The sequence below is a fragment of the Winogradskyella algicola genome (assembly GCF_005869935.1).
Classification (GTDB): domain Bacteria; phylum Bacteroidota; class Bacteroidia; order Flavobacteriales; family Flavobacteriaceae; genus Winogradskyella; species Winogradskyella algicola.
Genome location: NZ_SZQF01000001.1, coordinates 521,635 through 547,820, shown reverse-complemented (window position 1 = coordinate 547,820; position 26,186 = coordinate 521,635). Strand labels below are relative to the sequence as shown.

Here is a 26,186-nt window from a genome sequence, read left to right as displayed (position 1 = left end):
TTATGTTTAGTAAAGTCGCATATTGTTTTTTTGTATTACTATTATTAAACTGCAGTAGTGATGATAATTCATCTACAAATAACGATGGTCAGTTAACGTTTGTCAAAACATTTGGAGGCTCTAAAAACGATAGTGCACAATCAGTTACTGCAACTTCAGATGGAGGTTATGCGATTTTAGGTTACACGCAAAGTAATGATAACGATATTACAGACAAGCAAGACGAAAGTTTTGATTATTGGGTTTTAAAATTTAATGCTAACGATCAGTTAGAGTGGCAAAAAACCTATGGAGGAACAGCAGACGACAGAGGAAGTGATATAATTCAAACTTCTGATGGTGGTTATGCTATTTTAGGATATAGCTTTAGTACCGATGGAGATACAACTGAAAATGCTGGATTACAAGATTATTGGATCGTTAAATTAGATGCTACTGGAAATATCTCTTGGGAAAAATCATTTGGTTACCAAGGCGCAGATTCTGGTATTTCTATGATTGAAACTAATGACCAAGGCTTTTTGGTTATAGGTGTTTTAGATGTTACAGCTTCTGGTGGTGCTGGCAATTCTTCACGAACAGCCAATAGACATGCTGGTGGAGATTATTGGGTATTAAAGCTAAATAACTCCGGTAACTTAGAATGGAGTCGTTACTTTGGTGGCAACTTTACCGATACACCTTATGGTGCTGTTCAAACTGATGATAATGGTTTTATAATTGCAGGAAGTTCAGATAGTGAAGACACAGATATTTCTGGCAATATTGGCACTTATGATTTTTGGGTAATTAAGGTTTCCGAAACAGGAGACTTAATTTGGGAGAAGTCTTTTGGAGGCTCTCAAATAGATGAAGCTAGAGCCATTTCAAAAACTGGTGATGGCAATTACATCATTGTTGGAGACACACGAAGCAATGATAACAACATATCTCAAAACAAAGGGGCAGCTGATTTATGGCTTATAAAGATATCACCTTCAGGAAATCTTATTTGGGAAGAGACCATAGGAGGCTCTAGTTTTGATGTTGCCAGAGCGATAAAGGGTTCTCAAGACAATAGTTTTTTACTCTCAGGTAGTTCACGAAGTAGCGACATGGATGTATTAGAAAACAACGGACAAAATGATGCTTGGGTTTTAAAAACAGACAACAATGGTAATTTGCTATGGGAAATTACTGTTGGAGGCTCTAATATTGATTTTTCTTATGACGTCGTCGAATTAATAAATGGTTCGGTCATTGCTGTTGGTGATACAGCTAGTAATGATGGAGATATCTTAGAAAACGAAGGTTTCACAGATTTATTAATTATTAAAATTGATTAAAAAAATGAAAAAACTTGTTTCTCTCTTGCTCTCACTAGTATTGCTAATTTCATGTAACTCAAGTGATGATTCAGATAGTAATCCTGAGGTTTCGACTACATTTAAGTTTACGCATAATTGGGATGGAGCACTCATTAGAGATTATAATTTCGGACCCATACAATATGTAAATGCACATGGTGAGAGTATTGGATTTGAAAGGTTTCGTTATGTGATTTCTGATATCGTATTCACCAAGGCCAATGGCGAAGAAATTGAACTCGATGTTTACAATCTAGTAGATCTTACTAATGAAGTGAATATGGAATATACTCCAGACACTCAGATTCCTATTGGCAATTATACAAATGTGTCTTTTACTTTTGGCTTAGACAATGAAGATAATGCCGAAAATTACATCGATTTAAATTCGGCCTCGTTCAATGTACCAGAGATGATGGGCGGTGGCTATCATTATATGCAATTTGATGGTAAATTCATTAATTCCAATAATGAAGAGCAAGGTTTTAACTACCATGCTATAAGAGCTGTTGACAATGTTGGACCCAACCCTACATTTCCACAAGATACTTTTTTTACTGTAAATCTTGGCCCTATAAATATTAGTAATGATGTAGAAATTGAGGTAAAAATGAATATTGCTGAATGGTTTAAAAATCCGAATTTGTGGGATTTGAATGTTTATAATCAAATGCTGATGCCAAATTCTACAGCACAAATTATGATGTATGAAAATGGACAAAATGTTTTCAGTTTAGGAGAGGTCTTTCAATAATCTTTAATTATGAAAAAAGGACTAATCCTTATTGTTGTTTTACTATACTTTAGTTGTTCTGATGACGATTCGGGTTACCAACCTACACCTTCGCCTCTAGAAATACCAGAAATATTTTCGACCAATATAATTCCACCTGTAATTCCATCAGACAACCCTCAAACCGTTGAAGGCATAGCACTCGGTAAGAAACTTTTTTTTGATAAAATTCTATCTACAGATGGCACACAATCTTGTGCATCTTGCCATTCACTCCAAAATGCATTTGCTGAGAACCTACCGACAAGTGTAGGTGTCACTGGTATTTCTGGTACGAGAAATGCAATGCCTTTATTTAATTTGGCATGGAATTATGGAGAACGCTTTAATTGGGACGGATCGGCATTGAGTCTTGAGCGTCAAGCTGAAGAGCCAGTAGAAAACCCTATTGAATTGCATAGTGATTGGGACAGTGTTATAAACCGATTACAGAATCATCCTGAATACCCTGAACTTTTTCAATTGGCATTTAATACCTCAACCATAACCAAAGAACTAACCACAAAAGCTATAGCGCAATTTGAGCGCACCTTGATTTCAGCTAACTCAAAATTTGACAGGTACACACTAGGGTTGACTTCATTGACCGAACAAGAGCTAATTGGTTTAGATATCTTTTTAAGGGAAGATAAGGGAGACTGTTTTCATTGCCATGGTAACCCTAATAATCCGCTCTGGACCAATAACGATTTTCATAACAACGGACTTGATGCAACGTTTACAGATTTAGGTTTAGGAGCTGTCACTGGAGACTCTAATGACAATGGAAAATTTCGCACCCCTTCTTTAAGAAATTTAGCCTATACCGCTCCTTATATGCACGATGGCAGATTTGCTACATTAGATGAAGTTATAAATCATTACAGCGAAGGGCTTCAAAACTCTCCAACAATTGACCCATTGATGAAACAAATTGCTCAAGGAGGTGTGCAATTAACTACCCAAGAAAAAGCAGATTTAAAAGCATTTTTGCTCACACTTTCTGATCCTTCGTTTTTAAACAATCCTGATTTTCAAAACTAAAATTGTAGGTTTATTCTTGTTTATAGATGTATTTCATCGAAAAATAGCGGTTTTAATCATGAAATTCTCTTCATTTTACTTACATTTTCAGTCCCAAATTTCATAAGATGAAACCTACTACAAGCAAAGCATTGCCCTGTGCTGTGTTTGGTCATAATTATGTAAAATCTAAAACAAATTCTGACCAAACGGCTGAATTAACATGTTCTCACTGTAACACGGTTGTAAAAACTGATGCCAATGGTAATTTTGAAGAATTAACCGTATCCAACAAGCACATACAGACTACACTTAGACGATTATTTCATCTTAAACTTCAAATATCCAAACCAAAATTTTCTTAATCGATAGGGAAACTCTATTAAATCATATGCTAATATAATGTTAGCAATTATGGTTAAACCTTAGTTAAATCGTATATTTGCATTCAATTTAGAATTAATCTGCTTTAATATATGATTAAAGTTTCTGAACATGCTAAGAAAAAAGTCATCGAACTAATGAGTGATGACGGCTACAATCCTGATACCGATTACATTAGAGTTGGTGTTAAAAGTGGTGGCTGCTCTGGGTTATCATATGATTTAAAATTTGACAAAGAGCAATTAGAAGATGATAAAGTCTTTGAAGATAATGGTGTAAAAATCATTGTTGACAAAAAGAGTTTTTTATACCTCATCGGTACTACTTTAGAATACTCAGGAGGATTAAACGGAACAGGATTTGTATTTAATAATCCAAATGCCAACCGTACATGCGGCTGTGGCGAATCATTTTCACTATAAAAAAATGCAATGAGTAAATATACTGAAGACGATTTAAGAGAAGAATTAAAAACCAAAGAATACGAATACGGTTTTTACACAGATATTGAATCTGAAACTTTTCCTAATGGACTAAACGAAGACATTGTTAGGGCTATCTCCCAAAAGAAAGAGGAACCAGAGTGGATGACAGAATGGAGACTTGAAGCTTTTAAGGTTTGGCAAGACATGGAAGAGCCAGAATGGGCTAATGTAAAATATGAAAAGCCAGATTTTCAAGCAATATCATATTATTCGGCACCAAGCAAAAAACCGAAATACAACAGCATAGATGAAGTTGACCCAGAACTTCTTGAAACCTTTAACAAGCTTGGTATTTCTCTAGATGAGCAAAAGAAATTAGCAGGTGTTGCTATGGATGTGGTTGTTGATTCTGTTTCTGTAGCTACAACTTTTAAAGAAACCCTAGCGGAAAAAGGAATCATCTTTATGAGTATTTCTGAAGCTATCAAAGAGCATCCAGAACTTGTAAAAAAATATATCGGTACTGTCGTACCACAGAAAGATAATTTCTATGCGGCTTTAAACTCAGCGGTGTTTAGTGACGGTTCATTCTGCTACATTCCAAAAGGAGTACGTTGCCCAATGGAGCTTTCTACATATTTCCGTATTAACCAAGCAGGCACAGGTCAGTTTGAGAGAACCCTTGTTATTGCAGACGAAGGGAGTTATGTAAGTTATCTTGAAGGGTGTACAGCACCAAGTAGAGATGAAAATCAGTTACACGCAGCAGTTGTAGAGTTAATTGCTTTAGAAGATGCTGAAATTAAATACTCTACAGTACAGAACTGGTTCCCAGGAAACGCTGAGGGTAAAGGTGGCGTGTTCAATTTTGTAACCAAACGTGGTTTATGTGAGAAAAACGCGAAAATCTCTTGGACACAAGTAGAAACTGGTTCTGCTGTAACATGGAAATACCCAAGTTGCGTTCTCAAAGGAGATAACTCTGTTGGTGAGTTTTATTCCATTGCTGTTACTAATAACTTTCAGCAAGCAGACACAGGTACCAAAATGATTCACTTAGGTAAAAACACCAAGTCGACCATTATCTCAAAAGGTATCTCTGCTGGAAAATCTCAAAATTCTTACAGAGGACTTGTACAAATAAGCCCAAGAGCAGAAAATGCTCGTAACTTCTCACAGTGTGATAGTTTGCTTATGGGTAATGAGTGTGGTGCTCACACATTTCCGTATATAGAAGCTAAAAACAAAACTGCTCAAATAGAGCACGAAGCTACAACAAGTAAAATTGGTGAAGACCAGATTTTTTATTGTAACCAACGTGGTATTGATACAGAAAAAGCTATTGCCTTAATCGTTAATGGTTTTAGTAAAGAAGTACTTAATAAGCTTCCGATGGAGTTTGCCGTTGAAGCACAAAAATTATTAGAAATTAGTTTAGAAGGCTCAGTAGGCTAAGACTATGAAAAAAGTTGCAATCATTTTATTGGCTCTAATGTGCTTTGTGAGTTGTAAAGACCAAAACAAACAAGAAGCTAATTTAGAAGAAAATAGAGCGAAATCATACGACCAAAATGATGGTTACATAACCATGAAAGGCGAATTTGTTTATGATGCTGACCAAAATGCTGCTGTATTTGAATCCCAAAACGGAACCATTTATGCAGTTGTTATAGATGATAATATGCACCAACTAAATGAAAAGGTAAAACCACTTAAAGAGCACAAATACACCTCTGTTCCTGTTACGGTTAGAGTTAAAAAAGCTAAAAATACAGATCCTAATATTAAATGGAAAGAAGCTTTAGAAATTAAAGATATTTTAAAGGTTGAAAAACCAAATCCAAATAAAGAAGACGTTATAAAATTATCAAACTAAGACAATGTTAAAGATAAACAACTTACACGCAAGCGTAGATGATAAAGCGATATTAAAAGGTATAAACCTTGAGGTTAAACCTGGTGAAGTACATGCTATTATGGGACCTAATGGTTCCGGTAAAAGTACATTGGCTTCTGTAATCGCCGGAAAAGAAGAATACGAAGTTGAGGAAGGTGAGATCTTATTAGAAGGTGAAGATTTAGACGAACTTGGAGCCGAAGAACGTGCGCACAAGGGTATCTTTCTATCATTTCAGTATCCTGTAGAAATTCCGGGAGTTAGTGTAACTAATTTTATGAAAACTGCTATTAACGAAACTCGCAAAGCGAAAGGATTGGAAGACATGCCAGCAAATGAAATGTTGAAGATGATCCGTGAAAAATCTGAGCTTTTAGAAATAGATCGCAAGTTCTTATCACGTTCATTAAATGAAGGGTTTTCTGGTGGTGAGAAAAAACGCAACGAAATTTTTCAGATGGCAATGTTAGAGCCTAAACTTGCTATCCTTGACGAAACAGATTCTGGTTTAGATATTGATGCACTTAGGATTGTTGCGAATGGTGTCAACAAACTAAAGTCTAAAGACAATGCTGTTATTGTCATTACACACTACCAAAGATTACTAGATTATATCGTACCTGATTTTGTGCATGTATTACATAATGGTAAAATTGTTAAATCTGGCCCAGCAGCATTAGCACATGAGCTAGAAGCAAAGGGTTACGATTGGATTAAAGAAGAAGTTGGCGCATAGCGCCAGTAACCAGTGTAAAGTCCTCAGTAAATAGTTTTAAAAACTAAATACCGATTACTAAATACTGAATACTGAAAAACATGGAATTAAAAGAAAAGTTAGTATCTTCTTTCATGGCATTCGAAAATATGGTCGATGTAGATTCGCCTGTTCATGATATTAGAACTGAAGCAATAAAGCATTTTGAAAACGAAGGTTTCCCGACTAAGCGTCAAGAAGCATGGAAATACACCTCTTTAAATTCAATTTTAAAGCATGACTACAGTGTGTTCCCTAAGCACGAAGATGCTCTAGATTTTAAGGATGTAAAGAAATACTTTATTCACGATATAGATGCTTACAAGATTGTCTTTATTGATGGTAAATATTCTTCGCATTTATCTCAAACCACGCACGATGGTATAGATGTTTGCTTAATGTCTGCTGCACTTACTAAACCAAAATATAGGCTGGTTATTGAAAACTATTTTAATAAAATTGCCTCAAAAGATAGTCTATCATCATTAAATACAGCATTTTCAGCAGAAGGAGCATACATACATATCCCTAAAAATAAACTCGTTGAAAAACCTATACAGATTTTACATTTTTCAACAGGCAATGAAGCGGCATTAATGCTTCAACCAAGAAACCTTGTTGTGGTTGGCGAAAATTCTCATTTACAAATTATTGAACGTCATCAAAGTTTAACAGAAAATCCTGTTTTAACTAATTCCGTTACAGAAATTTTCACAAACAAGCGTGCCATCGTAGATTACTACAAAATTCAAAATGATAGGGAAACAGCGTCTTTAATTGACAATACGTTCATTAGCCAAAAACAAGAAAGTATTGCCAAGGTCCATACCTTCTCTTTTGGTGGAAAGATTACAAGAAATAATCTTAATTTTTATCAAAACGGAGAACGTATAGACTCTACCATGAAAGGTATTACTATCATCGGTAACAAGCAGCATGTAGACCACAATACTCTAGTACATCATATAGAACCGAATTGTGAGAGTCACCAAGACTACAAAGGTATTTTTGGCGACAGTGCTACAGGTGTTTTTAATGGCAAGGTTTTAGTAGAGAAAGAAGCTCAAAAAACAGATGCTTTTCAGGCAAATAACAATATTTTATTGAGTGATAAAGCAAGTATAAACACAAAACCTCAGCTAGAGATATTTGCAGATGACGTAAAGTGCTCTCATGGCTGTACAATTGGCCAGTTAGATGAAAGTGCCATGTTTTATCTTCGTTCTCGTGGAATTCCTGAAAAAGAAGCTAGAGGATTGTTAATGTTTGCATTCAGTAATAATGTTTTAGATTCGGTTAAAATTCCTGAAATAAAAAATAGAATTACTAAGATTATAGCTAATAAATTAGGCGTAAATATAGGTTTCGACCTCTAATCTTAAATAGATCTTTCTATCTCACTGAGGGCTATTTAATATTGTTACTTTTTTTTCCTGTAAAGTGTAGAAGATTATCGCACTGAAAAGGTAAAGTGTGGCATCTATAATATCTGCTGTGTAACGCTCATATATCCTAGGAAGAATGATTTCAAAGAGTACTGCGTATATTAACGCTAGATAAATAGCGTGGTATATTTTCAGATAGTAATGTTTATTGTTTTTGGTGTATCTTAACACTATCAAACTCAATGTTAAACAAATTGGAACGATAAGAAAATCATTTACGTAATTGTTGATAATATAAGGCAGAACGATGTTTTGTTTTTGAGCGATATATATAACTGATCCTATTACCAAGGAGATAAAAAAATAATATCTAAGTATCGTATTCATAATCAACCTGCCGCTATCGCAAATACCAACCATGCTATGAAGGCTCCGATAGCACCAACAACCATAAAACTAGAATAGAGAATCCAACCCACGGCACGGTAGATGAAAAAAGGGTGTCGACGTAGATTCTCAACAAAACCGGGCGGTTGATTTTTCACTTTCTCTATTCTCTTTTTTTGTGCTTCTTTTAGACGTTCTTCCCGCCTTTTTTTATGAGACAATATAGCACCACAATCTTTACACAAATCTCTATTTTTGTTGTAGACTCCACAATTAAAGCATTGTATAATTTTCGTCATTTGTAAATTTAATTCTTCTATTAGCGCAAACTTGTATCTATCATGTTTATGCTATAAAAATAGAAAACAATACTTTTTTCTTGTCTTAAAGCATTGTTATAAGTTTTAGTTTGAAGGCTCTGCTTCGTATCTTTGTAATATGAAAGTAGAGACACCTTTTAATGCTGAAGTCATCAGAAAAGACTTCCCCATCCTTAACCGAAAAGTTAACGGAAAGCCTTTAATATACCTAGATAATGCAGCAACATCACAGACACCTCAAAAGGTCATTGATGCTATTGTGGATTACTATAGTAACTACAACGCCAATATTCACAGAGGAGTTCATGCGTTAAGTCAAGAAGCTACAGATGCTTATGAACAAGCACGTATAAAAATCCAAAAACACTTTAATGCTGCTAAGGCGTATGAGATTATTTTTACATCTGGTACCACTCATGGTATTAACTTAGTCGCTAATGGTTTTTCTTCACTTTTAAAAAAAGGGGACGAAATTATAGTTTCTGCTTTAGAGCATCATAGCAACATTGTACCTTGGCAAATGCTTTGCGAAAAAACTGGAGCAGCTCTCAAGGTAATACCAATGGATACAAATGGTGAATTGGTACTTTCAGAATTTAATAAACTTCTTAACCAAAACACAAAACTCGTTTTTGTAAACCACATATCTAACGCTCTAGGAACCATAAATCCAATTGAGCCTATTATAGAAAAAGCACACAACGTTGGTGCTGCTGTTTTAATTGACGGTGCACAATCGTGTCCACATATAAAACCAGATGTACAAGCACTAGATGCTGATTTTTATGTTTGCTCAGCGCACAAAATTTGTGGCCCAACAGGTATTGGTATGCTTTACGGAAAAGAAGAATGGTTAAAGAAATTACCGCCTTACCAAGGTGGAGGAGAAATGATAGCGGAAGTAACCTTTGAGAAAACCACGTATGCAGATTTGCCACACAAATTTGAGGCTGGAACGCCAAATGTTTGTGGTGGTATTGCTTTTGGTGCTGCAATAGATTATATGAATGCTATTGGTTTTGATGCTATTGCGCAATACGAAAACGAACTTTTGGTTTACGCAACCCAAAAACTTCAAAAGATTGAAGGTTTAACCATTTACGGAACTGCAACACACAAAACTTCTGTTATATCTTTTAATGTAGGCAATATTCACCCTTACGATATCGGTACCATATTAGATAAAATGGGAATTGCCGTACGTACAGGTCACCACTGCGCTCAACCTATAATGGACTTTTACAAGATTCCTGGTACTATTAGAGCATCTTTTATGTTTTATAATACCAAAGAAGAAATAGATATTTTCATTGCTTCATTAAAGAAAGCCATAATGATGTTATCTTAACTTTTAATCAAGGGGAAAATTCTTAAATCTCAATTATTGAGAGTTTGGCATCAAAAGTGTACCTTTCATAAATAAAACTTTTAGTTATGAAATTTTTACTAAGTATTTTTACATTAGCTATACTCACAGGATCTTGTAATTCTAAAAAGGCAACACATACAGAACAAAAAAAGCATATGCAACAATCAGGTTTATCTGGTACTTACAAAATAAAACAATTAGAATCTAAAGACGTAAGTTTTCAAAACCTTACGATAACTTTTAACGATTCTACCAATCAGGTCTCTGGTTTTTCTGGTTGTAATAACTTTTTTAGTAATTATACCATAAAAGAAAACACCATAAAATTCGGGCCAGTTGCAGCTTCAAAAAAATATTGTGGGACAGAAAAAAACAATCTAGAAAGCACATTTCTAAAGGCATTAAATAATGTAAATTCTTTTATTATTAAAAATGACAGTTTTTCTTTTACGAACGAAACTACAGAAGTGTTTACAGCCACAAAAAGCCTAGCTGCAAAACCCAGCAAAAGTGCTATTGTAAAGGATAATTACAAAAAATTCATGGTTATTTATGAAACGTCTACAAGAGGGGCATTTAAACATATTGGCATTTCAAAATCTGAAATAACAATTTCTAAAGACCGAAACTTAAAGGAAATAGACACCTTTGAGTGTAAGCCAAAAGACTGGAAAGAACTCAACGAACTTCTCAGTAATTCTTTAGTGGAAAATCTTGATTTACTTGAACCGCCAACACAAAATCGCCTGCATGATGGCGCACCTAATGCTACATTATCCGTTGTAAAGGGTGATGTTGTAATGATGACACCTACGTTTGACCATGGATATCCACCAAAAGAAATAGAAACACTAGTTAATAAAGTGTTATCTATGGCAGAAAATGCGACTAAGCAATAGTGATTTTGTAACTTTGTTTTAAATAAGTTTGATTATGACTATCGAAGAAATTCAAAATGAAATAATAGATGAGTTTTCTATGTTTGAAGATTGGGAAGAGCGCTATCAATACATGATAGATTTAGGTAAAACGCTTCCGTTAATCCAAGAACAATTCAAAACCGATGATCATATTATAAAAGGTTGCCAAAGTAAGGTTTGGGTACATGCTGAAATGAATGATGATAAGGTAGAATTTACAGCAGATAGTGATGCCATTATTACAAAGGGCATTATTGCGATCTTAATTAGAGCGTTCTCTAACCAACACCCAAAAGATATCATTGAAGCAAATACTGATTTTATTGATAAAATTGGCTTGAAAGAACATTTGTCGCCAACAAGGGCTAACGGATTGGTTAGCATGATAAAACAATTAAAAATGTATGCAATAGCATACCAAACACAGTTGAATTAAAATGAGTGAATCAACTTTAGATACTAATGTACTTGGAGATAAAATAGTACGTGTTTTAAAAACAATTTACGATCCGGAAATTCCTGTAGACATCTATGAACTAGGATTGATATATGATGTTTTTGTAAACGAAGATTACGAGGTAAAAATATTAATGACTTTAACTACTCCAAATTGCCCAGTCGCAGAGACTTTACCTTTAGAAGTTGAAGAAAAGGTAAAATCTATAAACGAGGTCAAGGATGCCGAAGTGGAAATTACCTTCGACCCACCATGGTCTCAAGACCTAATGAGCGAAGAAGCCAAGTTGGAATTAGGAATGTTATAATAAAGAGCATTATGAATAAGACAGGGATTGACGCCATAGCATTTTACGTTCCACAACTTTACGTATCGATGGATAATCTTGCTGATGCTAGAGGAATTCCTGCAGAAAAATTAAAAAAGGGATTAGGTCTTCAAAAAATGGCGGTGCCAAATGTTGGTGAAGACGCAGCTACTTTTGCGGCTAACGCTTTACTCAACTTAATAACCCAAAATAACATAGATCCAAACGAGATTGGCAGAGTGTATTTAGGGACTGAAAGTGCCATTGACGGCTCAAAGCCCACTGCAACCTATGCTGTAGAAATTGTTGAGAACGAATTAGCTTCAACTTATGGGAAACGCAGTTTCAAACATTGCGATGTTTTGGATATGACATTTGCCTGTGTTGGCGCTGTAGATGCCTTACACAATAGTATTGATTGGGTAAAACAAGAGACCAATAGAAAAGCTGTTGTGATTGCTTCAGACCTTTCTAAGTACGATATCAATTCTACAGGTGAGTATACCCAAGGTGCTGGTGCAGTGGCTGTATTGGTAAGTCACAACCCAGCAATATTAGAAATTAATACCGTTTGGGGAATTGCCTCAAAGAGTGAAGGAGACTTTTTTAAACCAAGAAGAATTTTTAAAAAAGCTGAGCTTTTAAAGGCTGTATTCAAGGATTTAAATTTGGATACTTCCGATGAAAAGATGAATGAATTTATGGCATCCTCAGATTCAGAATTCTGGTCTGACAATAGTGATATCGTTGAAATTTTCAAAGAAGAGCCTGTTTTTGATGGTCAGTTTTCTAATACTTGTTATAATGATAGGATCACGGAAGCGCTTACCCATTTTAGAACTCAGAAGGATATAACTTTTAATAATGATTGGCATAAAATAGTATTTCATTTACCTTATGCATTTCATGGAAGACGCATCATTTTTGATAATTGGTTAAAATGGTTAAAAGCATCTAATACCTATGAAGAATTAGAAAATGAAATTGGTAAACCTGAAGATTCAGATCTTAAAGACTGGTCTAAAAAAGCTTATAAATCTCAGTTATATAGGCGTTTTGTAGATACTAAAATTGCTCAGGGAGAACTAGCTTCTTCAGAAATTGGTAATATGTACACGGCATCAATTTTTATGTCTCTATTAAGTTTATTATCTGATAGTTATGATAATAACTTAGAATTAACCGGAAAAACCATTGGTTTTATAGCCTACGGTAGTGGCTCTAAATCAAAAGTTTTTGATGGTGTTGTACAAGAAAATTGGACTTCTAAGTTAGCTTCTATTAATCTTTTTGAAACTTTAAACCAAAGGACTTCTATAGATGTAAAGACCTATGAAAACATTCATCGTTCTAAAATCCAAAGTCCAATCCATAATGGAAGTAAAATTTCTCTAGATTTTATAGAGCAAGATGAGACAAACTACGGATTGCGTCGTTACATTGTAAAATAATTTATGGCAGAAGAAATTATAAATAGAGTTGCTAACAGTAAGTTAAAAGTCATTGATCTTGAAGATTTCTACCCAGAAGGAAAGCGAATTCTGTTTGACATAAAGGACTGGTTGCTTGAAGGTTTCGTACTAAGAGAGAAAGAATACAGAGCACATGTAGCAGAACACAATTGGTCTCAATATAAAGACTGTTATGTAGCCGTATATTGCTCAACAGATGCTATTGTCCCAGACTGGGCATATATGCTTATTTCCTTAGAACTTAGAGAGTTCTCAAAATTAACGGTTATTGGTTCTTTAGATCATTTAGAGTCGCTATTATACTCAAAAATCATCTCAGAATTAGACTTAAGCACATATCAAAACGTCCCTGTAATTGTTAAAGGTTGTTCTCATAAGCCTGTTCCTACCAACGCTTTAGTACTGTTATCTCAAAAATTAAAACCTATTGCCAAATCCATAATGTTTGGTGAAGCCTGTTCTGCTGTTCCTTTATTTAAACAGAAAAAATAATTGTGACTTCTTATTTAATTTAAGGTCTAATCAGTAATGATTAGCTGTTTTACGGTATCAAAAAAGGTCTGTAAATACGTATATTTGTAAAACTTATAACAACTTAAATTATTAAAATTGAATTCATTATGAACAAAAAATTACTTTTAACAGCATTTTTAATACTTGCGATTTCGTTTGGTTTTTCTCAGACAAAAGAAGAGCTACAAGCACAAAAAGCTGAGAAACAAGCGGAAGCTGACAAATTTCAGGCAGAAGCAGATGCTTTACAAGCCCAGATAGATGCTTTACCTGGCTGGAGAGTTGGTGCTTTTGGTACTATTGGCGGTAGTTTATCCGGATTTAATAATTGGTACGCTCAAGGTGCACCAAATAACAACTCTGGTAATATTGGCATTACCTTTAATGCGTTTGCCAACAAAATTGAAGACAAGTACTTTTGGAGAAATTCACTCCTGTCAAATTTGGCTTGGGTAAAATTAGATAATACTGATATTGATACCGACAGCGATGACTTTAATGCAACAACAGATGTGTTTAATTTATCATCTCTTTATGGACGTAAACTAAGTGAAAAATGGGCTATTTCTGGTTTAATGGAATATAGAACAACAATAATTGATAATTTTAACGATCCTGGATTTCTAGATGTTGGTATTGGTGCCACTTGGACACCAATAGAAAACTTAATTGTAGTCATCCATCCACTTAACTACAACTTTGTGTTTGCGGATAATGGTGCAGCTTTTAATTCTTCGGCTGGTGCCAAGATTGTTGCTGACTATACAAGACAAATTGGTGCTATTGCCTTTAAAACGAACTTTTCTACATTCCAAAGTTACGAGCAAAGTGAATTATCTAACTGGACATGGACTAACTCCTTTAGCTATACCTTATGGAAAATGATAGGTGTTGGTTTTGACTTTGCCCTAAGAAGCAACCAACAAGAAGCTGCCAACTTTCAAGGTGTAGATTTAGAAGATGCTGATAATGATTTACAGTCTTACTACACCATAGGTTTAAGCTACAAATTCTAAGACTATTAGCTTTATAGCACAAATAAAAGGTTGTCTAAAAGTTCTATTTTGTCAATCTGAACTCGTTTCAGATTCTAAATATCTTGGAAATCAATTAAAATGAGATTCTGAAATAAATTCAGAATAACAGATTTCTTTCTTTTAGACAACCTTTTATTTAATCAAACTTTTTCTTTTTGTTCTTCCTTTTAAACAGACGCTTAATAAACCCATCGCGTTTGGTTGGTTCGCAATCCAAATCTTCTATGACATCCTCAGATGGACTTTCAAACTTAGCGTTAGTTATAGATTTATAGTCTGAATCTTTATTGAGCTTTTGGTAAAACTTTGCAAAAACTGGCAATGCCGAATTTGAACCCTGTCCTATTCCTGTTGATTTAAAACCTATACTATGGTTATCGTTACCTACCCAAGTAATAGTTACTAATTTTGGCGTTAAGGCCACAAACCAACCGTCTTTATTGTTTTGTGTTGTCCCTGTTTTTCCTGCGATGTCGTTGCGCAATCCGTAGGTGTTTCTCAATCGTGTTGCTGTACCAGAATTTACTGTAGATTTCATCATTTGAAGCATTACTTGCCTTGTATAATCATTGTAAGCTTGCTCTCCAGCAACTTCTGGCTCAAAATTAGCGATAACATTTCCATTTTTATCTTCAATTCTTGTGATTAAAAATGGTTTTACAGGTTTACTCTTATTGACATAACTCGCATAAGCACCTGTGAGTTCCTTCAAATTTATTTCTGAAACACCTAATGCCAAAGACGGCTTATTGGGCAACTCGTGCGTGACACCCAATTTTTCGACCTGCTTAATGGTTTTTGGTATACCAACTTCTTCCAACACCTTAACTGCAATGGTATTTACAGAATTACTCAAAGCGTTTTCTAAAGTATAATTAATATGAGGTTCTTCTTCATCGCTGCCAGCATTGCTTGGTGTCCAATCATCATAATTGGTATAGGTTACTTCGCTAAGTGCAAAATACGTACAAGGGTCTAAACCATTTTCAATTGCTGCTGTATAGACAAAAGGTTTAAAGGTTGAACCAACTTGTCGCTCGCTTTGAGAAACGTGGTCGTACTTAAAAAACCGATAATCAATGCCGCCAATATAAGTCCTAACCGCACCTGTTTTTGGGTCTATGGATAGCATTCCTGTATTTAAAAACTTCAAATAATGCTTCAAACTATCTACTACAGAAACATTTTTGATTGTATCTCCTTTCCAACCGAATAATTCAACGTTTCTTTTTACGCTTAAAGAATCTTTAATCTGCGCATCAGACAAGCCTGCTTCTTTATACTTTTTAACGATTGGTAACTTTTGAATGGCTGCTTTTAAAACTTTAGAATTATCATTCCAAGGTGCATACTTTCCGTAAGAGGCTTCAAAATCACTTTGCAATTTTGTAAGGTGCGATTTCATTGCGTCTTCAGCATATTGTTGCATTTGGTAGTCTAACGTTGTATGCACAACCAATCCGTCCTTATACAAATCATAGGTTTCACCATCAGGTGTTTTTAGCGTATCTAATATTTTTGAAAGCTCTTGTTTGACAGCTTCTCTAAAATAAGGCGCTAAACCTAAATCGTGATTGTAGGATTTATAATCGAGTTCTAATGTTTCATTACTATAAAACTCTAAAGAATCTTTTGCCAAGTAGCCATAGTTAAACATTTGGTTGAGCACTACATTTCTTCTGTCTTCACTACGTTGTTGATGTACTCGCGGATTATAATAAGTATTGGCTTTTAAGGTTCCGACTAGAGTAGCAGCTTCGTTTAGCGATAAGTCTTTTACGGATTTGTCGAAAAACTTTAACGAAGCACTTTCTATACCATAAGTATTATCCGGAAACGGAACCGTATTCAGGTAAAGTGTTAGAATTTCTTCCTTAGAGTAAATATCTTCAATACGCTTGGCTACAATAGATTCCTTGAACTTATTGATGAGCATACTAAATAGTGCATAATTTTTTCTGCCATATAAATTCTTGGCAAGTTGAAGCGTTATCGTGCTTCCACCACCAGCACTTTTATCTCTGAGAATTAAATTCTTTACAAACACACGCATTAGACTAATATTGTCTACACCATCGTGCTCGTAAAAACGGCTGTCTTCTGTTGCAACTAAAGCATCTATTAAATGCTTGGGGAAATCTTTGAATTCTACAGGTTGTCTATCATAAATGTAATACTTGCCAATTAACTTACCATTGTGGTCCAAAAGTTGGGTAGCCTGCTCTTGTTTTATGGAACTGAGTTCTTCTGTTGTTGGTAGCTTTCCGAAGAATCCTAAATATATACTGATATAAAGACCAACCAAGAACAGCAAAATGGCACCTGCACAAACAGAAAGCCATTTTACCCACTTGTTTTTAAAAATCTTTTTTATCCGAATTTTAAATTGGTTGGCATTTGTAGTCATCTTGAAGATAATTTACTCTATATCTTCAACGTCTGGATATAGGAAATGATTGTATGGAAAACGAGTAACATGAATTTCTCGTACTTCTTGATAAACACGTTTTCTAAATTCGTCCATATTTTCTTTGTTCAATGCCGAAATAAAAAGGGCATTATCGCCAACTCTAGACATCCAAGTTTTTTTCCATTCTTCAATGGTAAAGTTTGCTTTGGTTCGTTCTTCTAGCAAATCTTCTTCATCAAAAGGTTCTGGCTCGTAAGCATCAATTTTATTAAAAACCATTATAGTTGGCTTGTCTTTGCTTTCAATTTCATCTAAAATCTGATTTACCGACTCTATATGTTCTTCAAAATTAGAATGCGAAATATCCACCACGTGCAATAACAAATCGGCTTCTCTAACTTCATCTAAGGTACTTTTAAAAGACTCTACCAATTGCGTTGGCAATTTTCTGATGAAACCTACAGTATCACTTACTAAAAATGGCAAGTTGCCAATTACTACCTTTCTAACCGTTGTGTCTAAGGTTGCAAAGAGTTTGTTTTCAGCAAAGACTTCACTTTTACTAATCACATTCATTAATGTAGACTTACCAACATTGGTATAACCTACTAAAGCCACACGCACCATCTTACCTCTGTTGCCTCGCTGCACAGCCATTTGTTTATCGATGGTTTTTATCTTAGCCTTTAGCAATGCAATTTTGTCGCGCACAATACGTCTATCTGTTTCTATCTCCGTTTCACCAGGACCACGCATACCAATACCACCCTTTTGTCTTTCAAGGTGTGTCCACATTCCTTTTAATCGTGGTAACAGGTATTCGCATTGCGCCAATTCTACCTGAGTTCTGGCATAACTGGTTTGTGCGCGTTGCGCGAAAATGTCTAAGATAAGATTGGTTCTATCTAAAATTTTACAATTCAATATTTTACTGATGTTGCGTTCTTGCGCTGGCGAAAGCTCGTCATCAAATATTACAGTACCAACTTCATTCTCTTTTACAAAGTGCATTACCTCTTCCATCTTACCTGTACCTATAAAGGTTTTAGGGTTTGGTTGGGTCATTTTTTGAGTAAATCGCTTTACAACATCTCCTCCTGCAGTGTAGGTTAAAAACTCAAGCTCATCTAAATACTCTTTAGATTGTTCTTCATCTTGGTCTTGAGTAATAATACCAATGAGTACAACACTTTCTAATTCTATATCTTTTTTCTCTAGCATATATTAAATAAAGTACAAAGTTAAGGAAATGGATTTTCCTCAGTATATTTTTAAAAAGCTATATTTTTATTGCATGAATAAAGATTCTAATACCCACACTATAGCATTTTATAATATCGAAAATTTATTTGATATAGAAAATGATCCTTTAACAAATGATGATGATTTTTTACCAACGTCAGCAAAACGATGGACTCCCAAACGCTATAAAAATAAGCTTAGAAAATTAGGAAGCGTTATTGCCAAAATTGGGGAAGAAAATACAGCGACAGCTCCCGCAATCATAGGCTTAGCTGAAGTTGAAAACAAAAAAGTTTTATCAGATTTAGTAAGTAGTGAAAATCTGATCTCTGAAAAATACAGTTATATTCATTATGATTCTTCTGATGAACGCGGAATCGATGTTGCTTTAATATATAAAGACAATCTTTTTAAAGTAGAATATTCAGAAACATTTTCAGTATTTCTACAAACCGAAACTGGTGAAAGAGATTATACCAGAGATATATTATTGGTAAAAGGAAAATTAAATAATGAAACCATACATATAATAGTAAATCATTGGTCGTCTCGAAGAGAAGGTGAAAAAGAAACAGAATATAAAAGACTTGCTGCTGCTAAAGTAGTAAATTCAATAATTACGAGACTTAAAAATGAAGAGGGCGATGTTAAAGTCATAGTAATGGGAGACTTTAATGATAACCCAGGGGATCGCAGTATTACTTTGTTAGAAGAAGAGAGTAAATTATATAACCCTTTCAATACCGTACTTTCTTATAATAAAGGTAGCTTAAATCACAATTTTCAATGGAACATGTTCGATCAAATCCTTATCAGCGGAAATTTTTTTGATCCTGATGGTACTAACTTAAAATTTATCAAAGCAGATGTTTTTAATTCTAAGTTTGTAACGCAATACCATGGTAAATACAAAGGGCAGCCTTTTAGGACATACGTTGGCAAAAAATACAAAGGAGGATATAGTGATCATTTTCCTGTTTATTTACAATTTAAAACCCCTTAAACCATTTGTCGATAAATAAAGCCGTTCATCTATTATAGTAATGTTAACATTACGTTACTAGGCATTTTTTATATATTCGAATGAGCAAAAAAGAACGACTAATCAACGTCCTTAAATGCTTCCCCAAGCCTCACAAAAATTAAAAAAAATAAATCCTTTATAATCAACATATTATAAAGGGTTAAATAATTTCTAACAAACCGATTAATAATGAAAAAGATTACTCTATTTTTATTTCTGCTTTCATTTGTTACGATAACAAGTTTACAAGCACAAATAACTACTTTTCCATACACTGAGGACTTTGAGTCTGGTGATGGTGGTTGGGTGGCCGAAAACACTACAAATGGTACTTGGGCTTTAGGCACACCAGCTGCTCCTATAATTAATAGTGCAGCTTCCGGAACAAATGCCTGGGTAACAAATCTCACGGGCACTTATAACACAAACGAAAATTCTTGGGTTACAAGTCCAGTTTTTGACTTCTCAGCCTTGGCTGCTCCCTCAATAGAATTAAGTATTTGGTATGATGCTGAGTTTAGTTGGGATGGTGCAGTACTTCAATCTTCTATAGATGGTGGTACTACATGGGTTAACGTTGGTGCTAACGGTGATCCAAATAACTGGTACACTGATGATACCATTAACGGTAATCCTGGTGGTCAACAAGAAGGTTGGTCTGGAACTGGTGCAGCTGGAACAAATGCTTGGGTAACAGCAAGACATGCACTCACTGGTTTAGGAGGTCAGTCTAATGTTATTTTAAGAATAGCTTTTGGTTCTGATGGTTCTGTTGTAGATGAAGGTTTTGCCTTTGATGATATAAATATTTTTGAAGTTTCATGTCCTGAACCTACAGATATTACAATTGTAAACGTTACCGAAACAACTGCAGATATGAGTTGGACTGCTGGTGGAACAGAAACGCTTTGGGATTTAGAATGGGGAATAGCTGGATTTACACCAGGTTCTGGCACTTTAGAAGCAGGGCTGACTAGTACAGCATTTAATTTTACAGGTCTAACAACTGGAACATCATATGATATTTACTTAGTTGCAGATTGTGGCGGCTCTACTTCAAGTGTTGTAGGCCCTATTACATTCAATACTGCTGTTCCTGGTGCTTCTTGTGCATCAGCATTTCCTATGATTGTTGAGGCTGACTGTGATGCTGCAACTCCTACAACTTTCGATTTTAGTATTGGAGAAGATATTGATGCAGCAGATGAAAACCCTTCTTGTGATGGTTTTGGAAACTTTGGATACTGGGTGAGCTTTACTGCTCCTGCAGTAGGTTCGGTTGTTTTTAATTTCAGTGGTGCTGCTGATGGTGTTGGGTTAGAAGTGTTAGATGCTTGTGGCGGAACATCCCTTGGCTGTTTTAACAACGTATTTGATACTGGTGACAGTTCTGATATTATTGGAGGTCTTACTCCTGGTAATACTTATTTTGCTGTTATTTGGAGTGATACTCAAGCTGGAACAGCAGATGTGTGTATAGAGGAAGGTCCTACTTGTACTTTCCCAACAAATTTAGCTGCGGCAAATTTCACTACTGATGGTGCTGAATTAAGCTGGACAGAAAATGGTACTGCTACAGTATGGAATATTGAGGTAGTCCCTTCAGGAGATGCTCCTACTGGTGTGCCTACTGTAACAGGTGTTACTAATCCATACACCATTACTGGCTTAATGGCAAGTACAGATTATGACTTCTACGTACAAGCCGATTGTGGTGGCGGAGATACAAGTGACTTCTCAACAGCCTTTACCTTTACAACAGCTTGTGATGTTTTTACGCCTGATTACATAGAACAATTTGATACTATTATACCAACTTGTTGGGATGAGGCTGATAGTGGTGATGCCACAACAGGTCCTGGTGATTTTGGTGCTGGTGCTTGGGGAGCGGATGGTTTCCTTAATAATGGTTTTACAGGTGCTTACAAAATTAATTTATGGGTTGCTACTAAGAGTGATTGGATTATCTCCCCTCAGTTTGATTTAACTGGAGGACCTTTCCAAGTAGAATTTGATTTTGGAATTATGCAATTTGGTAGTTCAACTAATGCTGGTACATTAGGATCAGATGACATCGTTCAACTACTTATTACTAACGATAATGGAGCCACATGGACTCCACTTCTAACTTACGATAGTACTTCGGTTGTTCCTGCTACTGGTGAACATCCTGTAGTGACTTTAGAGGCATATGCTGGTCAAACTGTTCAATTCGGTATCTTAGGTTCTGAAGGTACTGTTGATGACCCTGAAGATAATGATGTTTTTGTAGATAACTTCCGTGTAAGAGGAATACCTACATGTCCTGAACCAACAGATTTAACTTCAAATAACTTAAGTTTAACATCTACCGAAGTTGGTTGGACTGAAACAGGAACATCTACAGTTTGGAACATAGAATATGGGCCTGCAGGATTTACACCTGGAACAGGTACATTGGTTACTGGTGTTACAACTAATCCTTATGTTTTAACAGGATTAACCTCTGATACTGATTACGATTTTTACGTACAATCAGAATGTGACCCTACAAACTTGAGTTCTTTTGCTGGTCCAGCTTCATTCTATACTGGTTATTGTCAATCAGAACCATCAAGTAATGATGGTCAGGGAGTTACGAATGTCACTATTGGATTCACAGACTTTCCTAGTTTAGGAGATGTTACTTATGAAGATCAAACGTCTCCAACAGTTAATGTCTTCCAAGGTGTCGAAACCAATGTTGCAGTTACTTTTGCCACTGGTTTTACATATGATACTAATATTTGGATAGACTTTAATGATAACTTAGAATTTGAAGCTACTGAACTTGTATTCTCTGGTGAATCTACTAACGCAAACCCAACAACATTAGACGCATCATTTGTTATGCCATTAACAGCACCACTTGGCGTTCATAGAATGCGTATAGGTACAGCTGATGCTGGTCAAGATCCTCCTAATCCATGTTATAATGGTTCTTGGGGTGTGACGCTAGACTTTACGGTTAATATTCAAGAGTTAACATGTACATTACCTGAGGCTAGTTTCTCAGTCAATACAGACTGTACTACAGATCAATTCTATATTGATGTAGATGTAACTAGTATGGGTGATGCAACCTCTTTAGAAATCTCAAACGATTTTGACGCTGGTACAGTACAGGCTTTAGCTACTGGTGTTTACCAAGCTGGCCCATTCCCTTTTGGAAATTCTGTTAAGGTTTTTGTTGCTAACGAACAAGATAATAATTGTACTATAAGTAGTGACTCTTATGAAGTACTAGCTTGTCCACCTGATAATGATGAGTGTACGACAGCTACAGTTGCAGTGGTTAATACTGATGAAAGTTGTGATACTGTAAACCCTGGAACTATTTTAGCGGCAACTCCTTCTGGAGTTCCAAGTGGAAGCTGCAGTGGTGATCCAGATGATGATGTTTGGTTCCAGTTTACAGCTGCTGGTGATCAGCAAATAATAGATATTCAGAACATAACAGGTGGCACAACCAACTTAGACCATGCATTATATAGTGGTGATTGTAATAACCTGACTGAAATTTACTGTTCTGATGATACGTTTAGTTTAACACCTTCCTTAGTTGTTGGCGACACATACTACATTAGAATTTTCTCTGCTGGTAGTACAACTGAGACTAGTACTTTTGACCTTTGTATAAGTACATTAGGTATACCTGCTTATTGTTTAGACGCTTTACCAATCTGTGCCGATCCTTCAATACAGTACGAAAGTATTGTTGGTGATCAGGTTGCTCCTCCTTATTTAGATTACGATTGTTTATTCTCTCAACCAGATCCACAATGGAACACAATTAATTTTGATGAAGCTGGAGACTATGAGTTTAGTTTAGATCAAACAAGTACAACTGGCACTCCATTAGATATCGACTTTATTGTTTGGGGACCTTTTGTAGATCAACAAGACGGTTGTGTGGACTTATTGCCAGAAACCATAGCAGATTGTAGTTACTCAGCAACTGCTAGTGAAACTATTACGCTAACTGGTGTGCCTGCAAATTCAGTATATGTTATATTAATTACTAATTTCTCACAGCAATCAGGTTTCTACACGTTTACTCAAGACTCCGGACCAACCGATGGAACGAATTGTGATGTTGTATGTGATGTTACCTTAGCTATAGAAGGTGGTGATGTAGAAGATGACATAGAAGATCCTTTGACACCAGATGAAACTTTTGAATTCTGTGGATTTGAAAGCGTAGAATTAACAGCTAGTACGTTCTATTCTGTGGATGAGTATAGATGGTACCAAGACGGTTTTATAATTCCTGATTACAACCAACCTAACCTAACCGTAACCCAATCTGGGACATATCAAGTTCAGGTATTAGGTGGAATTTGTGACCAAAGTGAAACCTACTTCTCAGCACTGATTGATGTTAAATTATATAACGAATCCCCAACTGTAGATCCTCAAAACATTACAGTTTGTGATGGTCTAGAAGCTGACGGTACAGAAATGTTTGACTTAGATGCCTTAACAGCTTCATTAGGCTTAGGCTCTGAATTTGCGGTAAGTTATTACACTAGCACTGCTGATGCTAATCAAGCAATAAATCCAGTATCATCGCCTTATATGTCTTCAGGAGAAACACTAATAATAAGAATAGAAGATACTGCTGCACAAGCCGACAACTTCTTAGGCTGTAGACAACTATCAGAAGTTGAATTGGTAGTACAACCTGCGCCAGCAATAGGCTCACCAATGGATCTAGAAACTTGTTCTGCTGACACAACTGCAGAGTTCTCATTAACAGATAATGATGTTACCGTTCTTAATGGATTAAATGCAACAGACTACACGGTTTCTTATCATGCAAGTATGGAAGATGCTGAAGCTGATACCGCAGAACTGACGTCTCCATATAATGGAATGAACGCTGAAACCATCTATGTTCGTTTAGAAGATAATGCTACAGGGTGTTATAACGTTGCTTCTTTTAGTCTTGTTATAAATGCGCCAACTCAAACAGCAACTAGTCAAAACATTGAGGAATGTGATGACTCGGATGGTTTAGTTGACGATATGGCTGATTTTGATTTAGATGCGCATACCAGTATTGTTTTAGGAACGCAAGATGCATCGAGTTACAACGTTACATATCATAGTTCTCAAGAGGATGCTGAGAATAATGTTGATGCACTACCTGGTTTATATTCTTCAGGAAGTACAACTATATATGTGAGAGTTGAAGATGCAACACTCCCTAATTGTTACGTTGTAAATTCATTCGAATTAATTGTAAATACTGTTCCGCAGGCTACTTTTGACCCACAGTTTGAGTACGAAGTTTGTCCTAATGCTACTGTACCAGTTTCAATAGGTATTATTCCTGACAACTTCTCTGCTTCTGATGTTTCTGTTACTTGGTTATTAGATGATGTGGTTATAGCAGGAGCTAATGGTTTAACTCTAGATACTGTTTTAGTTTCAGGAGATTATTCTGCCGAAATTACTTTTAATGCTACTGGTTGTACAAATACTGTGACCACTTTTGTGGAAGAATTAGAGTCTTGTATATTCCCAGAAGGTATATCACCAAATAATGATGACTTAAATGATAGTTTTGACTTAAGTAGCTTCAATGTTGTTAGGCTTGAAATCTTTAACAGAAACGGAACACTTGTGTACTCTAAAAACAACTATGTAGATGAGTGGGAAGGCCAAACTAACGATGGTGAAGAGCTACCTGTAGGAACGTATTTCTATACTGTTGTCTATGAAGGTGGTGCGAAGACAAAGAGCGCATGGGTATATATAAACAGATAATCAACTAACTGAATCAACTTAAATTATAATGAAAAAACTCACGATAATAGCGGTTCTGCTCCTAGCATTTCAAATGTACGGGCAACAAGATCCACAGTACACACAGTACATGTATAATATGAATATTATAAATCCAGCTTATGCTGGTTCAAGAGAAAATCTGTCTTTTGGATTATTATACAGAAATCAGTGGACCAAAATAGATGGTGGTCCTGAAACAGGAACATTTTTTGGACACTCACCAATAGGAAACAATCTAGGTTTAGGTGTGTCTTTAATTGCAGACCAAATAGGACCTGTAAAAGAGACCAATGCTTATGTTGATTTATCTTATACCTTAAAATTAGGTGGTGAACACCGCTTAGCATTTGGTGTTAAAGCTGGTGCCACTTTCCATGATATAAATCTTACCAGTGGTAACGTTGATGTTATTGATGCAGGTGACCCTTTCTTTGGGATGCAAATAAATGAAACTACACCAAACATTGGTGCTGGGTTCTTTTATTATACAAATAAGTATTACTTGTCATTATCGGTACCTAATATGTTGTCTTCGGTACACTTAGATTCTAATGGAAACAAAATAGGATCTGAAACGCAACACTATTTCTTAACTGGTGGTTATGTTTTCGATTTATCACCAAATACAGAATTAAAACCATCATTCATGGTAAAGTCTGCATTTGATGCGCCAACGTCTTTTGATGTAAACCTCAACGCTAGGTTCTTCAAGAAATTTGAAATTGGTGCTTCTTACAGATTAGACGATTCGTTTTCAGGATTGGTTAATTTTGCGTTATCCCCATCGATTAGAGTAGGCTATGCCTATGATGCTGTTTCTTCGGAAATAAAAGCATTTGCACCTGCTTCACATGAAGTTATGTTGCTATTCGATCTTAATTTTCCGAAACGAGTTTCACGTTCTCCTAGATACTTTTAATCAGTTAAGCTA

22 protein-coding genes are annotated in these 26,186 nt (G+C 35.5%); 19 read left to right on the top strand and 3 right to left on the bottom strand.

Annotation, left to right across the window (positions count from 1 at the left end; all coding sequences use genetic code 11):
- Positions 1-2: 2 nt before the first annotated feature.
- The 9 genes from FC091_RS02330 to sufD all read left to right on the top strand — a co-directional run bounded on the left by FC091_RS02330 (position 3) and on the right by sufD (position 7,977).
- On the top strand, positions 3-1,325 hold the full coding sequence (locus tag FC091_RS02330; protein ID WP_138432667.1) for a hypothetical protein: 1,323 nt from the start codon (positions 3-5) through the stop codon (positions 1,323-1,325).
- Positions 1,326-1,329: 4 nt separating this feature from the next.
- Positions 1,330-2,100 (top strand): MbnP family protein, encoded by a 771-nt coding sequence (locus tag FC091_RS02325; RefSeq protein ID WP_138432666.1) that lies wholly within the window; start codon positions 1,330-1,332, stop codon positions 2,098-2,100.
- 9 nt (positions 2,101-2,109) lie between these two features.
- Entirely contained in the window at positions 2,110-3,162 is a 1,053-nt protein-coding gene (locus tag FC091_RS02320) for a cytochrome-c peroxidase (protein WP_138432665.1), read from the top strand.
- 107 nt (positions 3,163-3,269) lie between these two features.
- Positions 3,270-3,506, top strand: coding sequence for a hypothetical protein (locus FC091_RS02315; RefSeq protein ID WP_138432664.1), 237 nt, complete (start codon positions 3,270-3,272; stop codon positions 3,504-3,506).
- A 111-nt stretch (positions 3,507-3,617) separates the two neighbouring features.
- On the top strand, positions 3,618-3,947 hold the full coding sequence (locus FC091_RS02310; RefSeq protein ID WP_138432663.1) for a HesB/IscA family protein: 330 nt from the start codon (positions 3,618-3,620) through the stop codon (positions 3,945-3,947).
- 9 nt (positions 3,948-3,956) lie between these two features.
- Complete coding sequence (gene sufB / locus FC091_RS02305; protein WP_138432662.1) at positions 3,957-5,405, top strand: Fe-S cluster assembly protein SufB; 1,449 nt, start codon at positions 3,957-3,959, stop codon at positions 5,403-5,405.
- A gap of 4 nt (positions 5,406-5,409) precedes the next feature.
- On the top strand, positions 5,410-5,826 hold the full coding sequence (locus tag FC091_RS02300; RefSeq protein WP_138432661.1) for a hypothetical protein: 417 nt from the start codon (positions 5,410-5,412) through the stop codon (positions 5,824-5,826).
- Positions 5,827-5,830: 4 nt separating this feature from the next.
- On the top strand, positions 5,831-6,583 hold the full coding sequence (gene sufC / locus FC091_RS02295; protein WP_138432660.1) for a Fe-S cluster assembly ATPase SufC: 753 nt from the start codon (positions 5,831-5,833) through the stop codon (positions 6,581-6,583).
- An 80-nt stretch (positions 6,584-6,663) separates the two neighbouring features.
- Positions 6,664-7,977: a Fe-S cluster assembly protein SufD gene (sufD, locus tag FC091_RS02290; protein WP_138432659.1), complete on the top strand. Its 1,314-nt coding sequence runs from the start codon at positions 6,664-6,666 to the stop codon at positions 7,975-7,977.
- A 398-nt stretch (positions 7,978-8,375) separates the two neighbouring features.
- On the opposite strand, the gene FC091_RS02285 is transcribed toward sufD, so the two are convergent.
- Positions 8,376-8,672 carry a hypothetical protein gene (locus FC091_RS02285; RefSeq protein ID WP_138432658.1) on the bottom strand — a complete coding sequence of 99 codons (297 nt, stop codon included), beginning with the start codon at positions 8,670-8,672 and terminating at the stop codon, positions 8,376-8,378.
- A 139-nt stretch (positions 8,673-8,811) separates the two neighbouring features.
- Here FC091_RS02285 and FC091_RS02280 point away from each other — a divergent pair, with 139 nt between their 5' ends.
- The 7 genes from FC091_RS02280 (at position 8,812) to FC091_RS02250 (ending at position 14,747) form a co-directional block, all read left to right on the top strand.
- Entirely contained in the window at positions 8,812-10,041 is a 1,230-nt protein-coding gene (locus FC091_RS02280) for an aminotransferase class V-fold PLP-dependent enzyme (protein WP_138432657.1), read from the top strand.
- An 86-nt stretch (positions 10,042-10,127) separates the two neighbouring features.
- Positions 10,128-10,961 carry an META domain-containing protein gene (locus FC091_RS02275; RefSeq protein WP_138432656.1) on the top strand — a complete coding sequence of 278 codons (834 nt, stop codon included), beginning with the start codon at positions 10,128-10,130 and terminating at the stop codon, positions 10,959-10,961.
- Between the two features lie 34 nt (positions 10,962-10,995).
- Positions 10,996-11,418, top strand: a complete 423-nt coding sequence (locus FC091_RS02270; protein ID WP_138432655.1) for a SufE family protein — start codon at positions 10,996-10,998, stop codon at positions 11,416-11,418.
- 1 nt (position 11,419) lies between these two features.
- Complete coding sequence (locus FC091_RS02265; protein WP_138432654.1) at positions 11,420-11,746, top strand: DUF59 domain-containing protein; 327 nt, start codon at positions 11,420-11,422, stop codon at positions 11,744-11,746.
- Positions 11,747-11,757: 11 nt separating this feature from the next.
- On the top strand, positions 11,758-13,197 hold the full coding sequence (locus FC091_RS02260) for a hydroxymethylglutaryl-CoA synthase family protein (protein WP_138432653.1): 1,440 nt from the start codon (positions 11,758-11,760) through the stop codon (positions 13,195-13,197).
- A 3-nt stretch (positions 13,198-13,200) separates the two neighbouring features.
- Positions 13,201-13,710, top strand: a complete 510-nt coding sequence (locus tag FC091_RS02255; protein ID WP_138432652.1) for a DUF2480 family protein — start codon at positions 13,201-13,203, stop codon at positions 13,708-13,710.
- 128 nt (positions 13,711-13,838) lie between these two features.
- Entirely contained in the window at positions 13,839-14,747 is a 909-nt protein-coding gene (locus FC091_RS02250; RefSeq protein ID WP_138432651.1) for a DUF3078 domain-containing protein, read from the top strand.
- Positions 14,748-14,904: 157 nt separating this feature from the next.
- On the opposite strand, the gene FC091_RS02245 is transcribed toward FC091_RS02250, so the two are convergent.
- The gene (locus FC091_RS02245; RefSeq protein ID WP_138432650.1) at positions 14,905-17,175 is read right to left on the bottom strand and encodes a penicillin-binding protein 1A; all 2,271 of its coding nucleotides are present in this window, start codon (positions 17,173-17,175) and stop codon (positions 14,905-14,907) included.
- A gap of 12 nt (positions 17,176-17,187) precedes the next feature.
- A complete protein-coding gene (gene hflX / locus FC091_RS02240) occupies positions 17,188-18,399 on the bottom strand; it encodes a GTPase HflX (RefSeq protein WP_138432649.1) in 1,212 nt (403 codons plus the stop codon).
- Between the two features lie 73 nt (positions 18,400-18,472).
- On the opposite strand from hflX, the gene FC091_RS02235 reads away from it, so the two are divergent.
- The 3 genes from FC091_RS02235 to FC091_RS02225 all read left to right on the top strand — a co-directional run bounded on the left by FC091_RS02235 (position 18,473) and on the right by FC091_RS02225 (position 26,174).
- Entirely contained in the window at positions 18,473-19,423 is a 951-nt protein-coding gene (locus FC091_RS02235; protein WP_138432648.1) for an endonuclease/exonuclease/phosphatase family protein, read from the top strand.
- Positions 19,424-19,633: 210 nt separating this feature from the next.
- Positions 19,634-25,234, top strand: a complete 5,601-nt coding sequence (locus tag FC091_RS02230; RefSeq protein ID WP_138432647.1) for a T9SS type B sorting domain-containing protein — start codon at positions 19,634-19,636, stop codon at positions 25,232-25,234.
- Between the two features lie 28 nt (positions 25,235-25,262).
- The gene (locus tag FC091_RS02225; RefSeq protein WP_138432646.1) at positions 25,263-26,174 is read left to right on the top strand and encodes a PorP/SprF family type IX secretion system membrane protein; all 912 of its coding nucleotides are present in this window, start codon (positions 25,263-25,265) and stop codon (positions 26,172-26,174) included.
- Positions 26,175-26,186 lie beyond the last annotated feature (12 nt).

What these genes read in the sequence shown, in the direction of transcription:
- FC091_RS02330 (WP_138432667.1), top strand. Translation starts at nt 3, where the DNA reads ATGTTTAGTAAAGTCGCATATTGTTTTTTTGTATTACTATTATTAAAC.
- FC091_RS02325 (WP_138432666.1), top strand. Translation starts at nt 1,330, where the DNA reads ATGAAAAAACTTGTTTCTCTCTTGCTCTCACTAGTATTGCTAATTTCA.
- FC091_RS02320 (WP_138432665.1), top strand. Translation starts at nt 2,110, where the DNA reads ATGAAAAAAGGACTAATCCTTATTGTTGTTTTACTATACTTTAGTTGT.
- FC091_RS02315 (WP_138432664.1), top strand. Translation starts at nt 3,270, where the DNA reads ATGAAACCTACTACAAGCAAAGCATTGCCCTGTGCTGTGTTTGGTCAT.
- FC091_RS02310 (WP_138432663.1), top strand. Translation starts at nt 3,618, where the DNA reads ATGATTAAAGTTTCTGAACATGCTAAGAAAAAAGTCATCGAACTAATG.
- sufB (WP_138432662.1), top strand. Translation starts at nt 3,957, where the DNA reads ATGAGTAAATATACTGAAGACGATTTAAGAGAAGAATTAAAAACCAAA.
- FC091_RS02300 (WP_138432661.1), top strand. Translation starts at nt 5,410, where the DNA reads ATGAAAAAAGTTGCAATCATTTTATTGGCTCTAATGTGCTTTGTGAGT.
- sufC (WP_138432660.1), top strand. Translation starts at nt 5,831, where the DNA reads ATGTTAAAGATAAACAACTTACACGCAAGCGTAGATGATAAAGCGATA.
- sufD (WP_138432659.1), top strand. Translation starts at nt 6,664, where the DNA reads ATGGAATTAAAAGAAAAGTTAGTATCTTCTTTCATGGCATTCGAAAAT.
- FC091_RS02285 (WP_138432658.1), bottom strand. Translation starts at nt 8,672, where the DNA reads ATGACGAAAATTATACAATGCTTTAATTGTGGAGTCTACAACAAAAAT.
- FC091_RS02280 (WP_138432657.1), top strand. Translation starts at nt 8,812, where the DNA reads ATGAAAGTAGAGACACCTTTTAATGCTGAAGTCATCAGAAAAGACTTC.
- FC091_RS02275 (WP_138432656.1), top strand. Translation starts at nt 10,128, where the DNA reads ATGAAATTTTTACTAAGTATTTTTACATTAGCTATACTCACAGGATCT.
- FC091_RS02270 (WP_138432655.1), top strand. Translation starts at nt 10,996, where the DNA reads ATGACTATCGAAGAAATTCAAAATGAAATAATAGATGAGTTTTCTATG.
- FC091_RS02265 (WP_138432654.1), top strand. Translation starts at nt 11,420, where the DNA reads ATGAGTGAATCAACTTTAGATACTAATGTACTTGGAGATAAAATAGTA.
- FC091_RS02260 (WP_138432653.1), top strand. Translation starts at nt 11,758, where the DNA reads ATGAATAAGACAGGGATTGACGCCATAGCATTTTACGTTCCACAACTT.
- FC091_RS02255 (WP_138432652.1), top strand. Translation starts at nt 13,201, where the DNA reads ATGGCAGAAGAAATTATAAATAGAGTTGCTAACAGTAAGTTAAAAGTC.
- FC091_RS02250 (WP_138432651.1), top strand. Translation starts at nt 13,839, where the DNA reads ATGAACAAAAAATTACTTTTAACAGCATTTTTAATACTTGCGATTTCG.
- FC091_RS02245 (WP_138432650.1), bottom strand. Translation starts at nt 17,175, where the DNA reads ATGACTACAAATGCCAACCAATTTAAAATTCGGATAAAAAAGATTTTT.
- hflX (WP_138432649.1), bottom strand. Translation starts at nt 18,399, where the DNA reads ATGCTAGAGAAAAAAGATATAGAATTAGAAAGTGTTGTACTCATTGGT.
- FC091_RS02235 (WP_138432648.1), top strand. Translation starts at nt 18,473, where the DNA reads ATGAATAAAGATTCTAATACCCACACTATAGCATTTTATAATATCGAA.
- FC091_RS02230 (WP_138432647.1), top strand. Translation starts at nt 19,634, where the DNA reads ATGAAAAAGATTACTCTATTTTTATTTCTGCTTTCATTTGTTACGATA.
- FC091_RS02225 (WP_138432646.1), top strand. Translation starts at nt 25,263, where the DNA reads ATGAAAAAACTCACGATAATAGCGGTTCTGCTCCTAGCATTTCAAATG.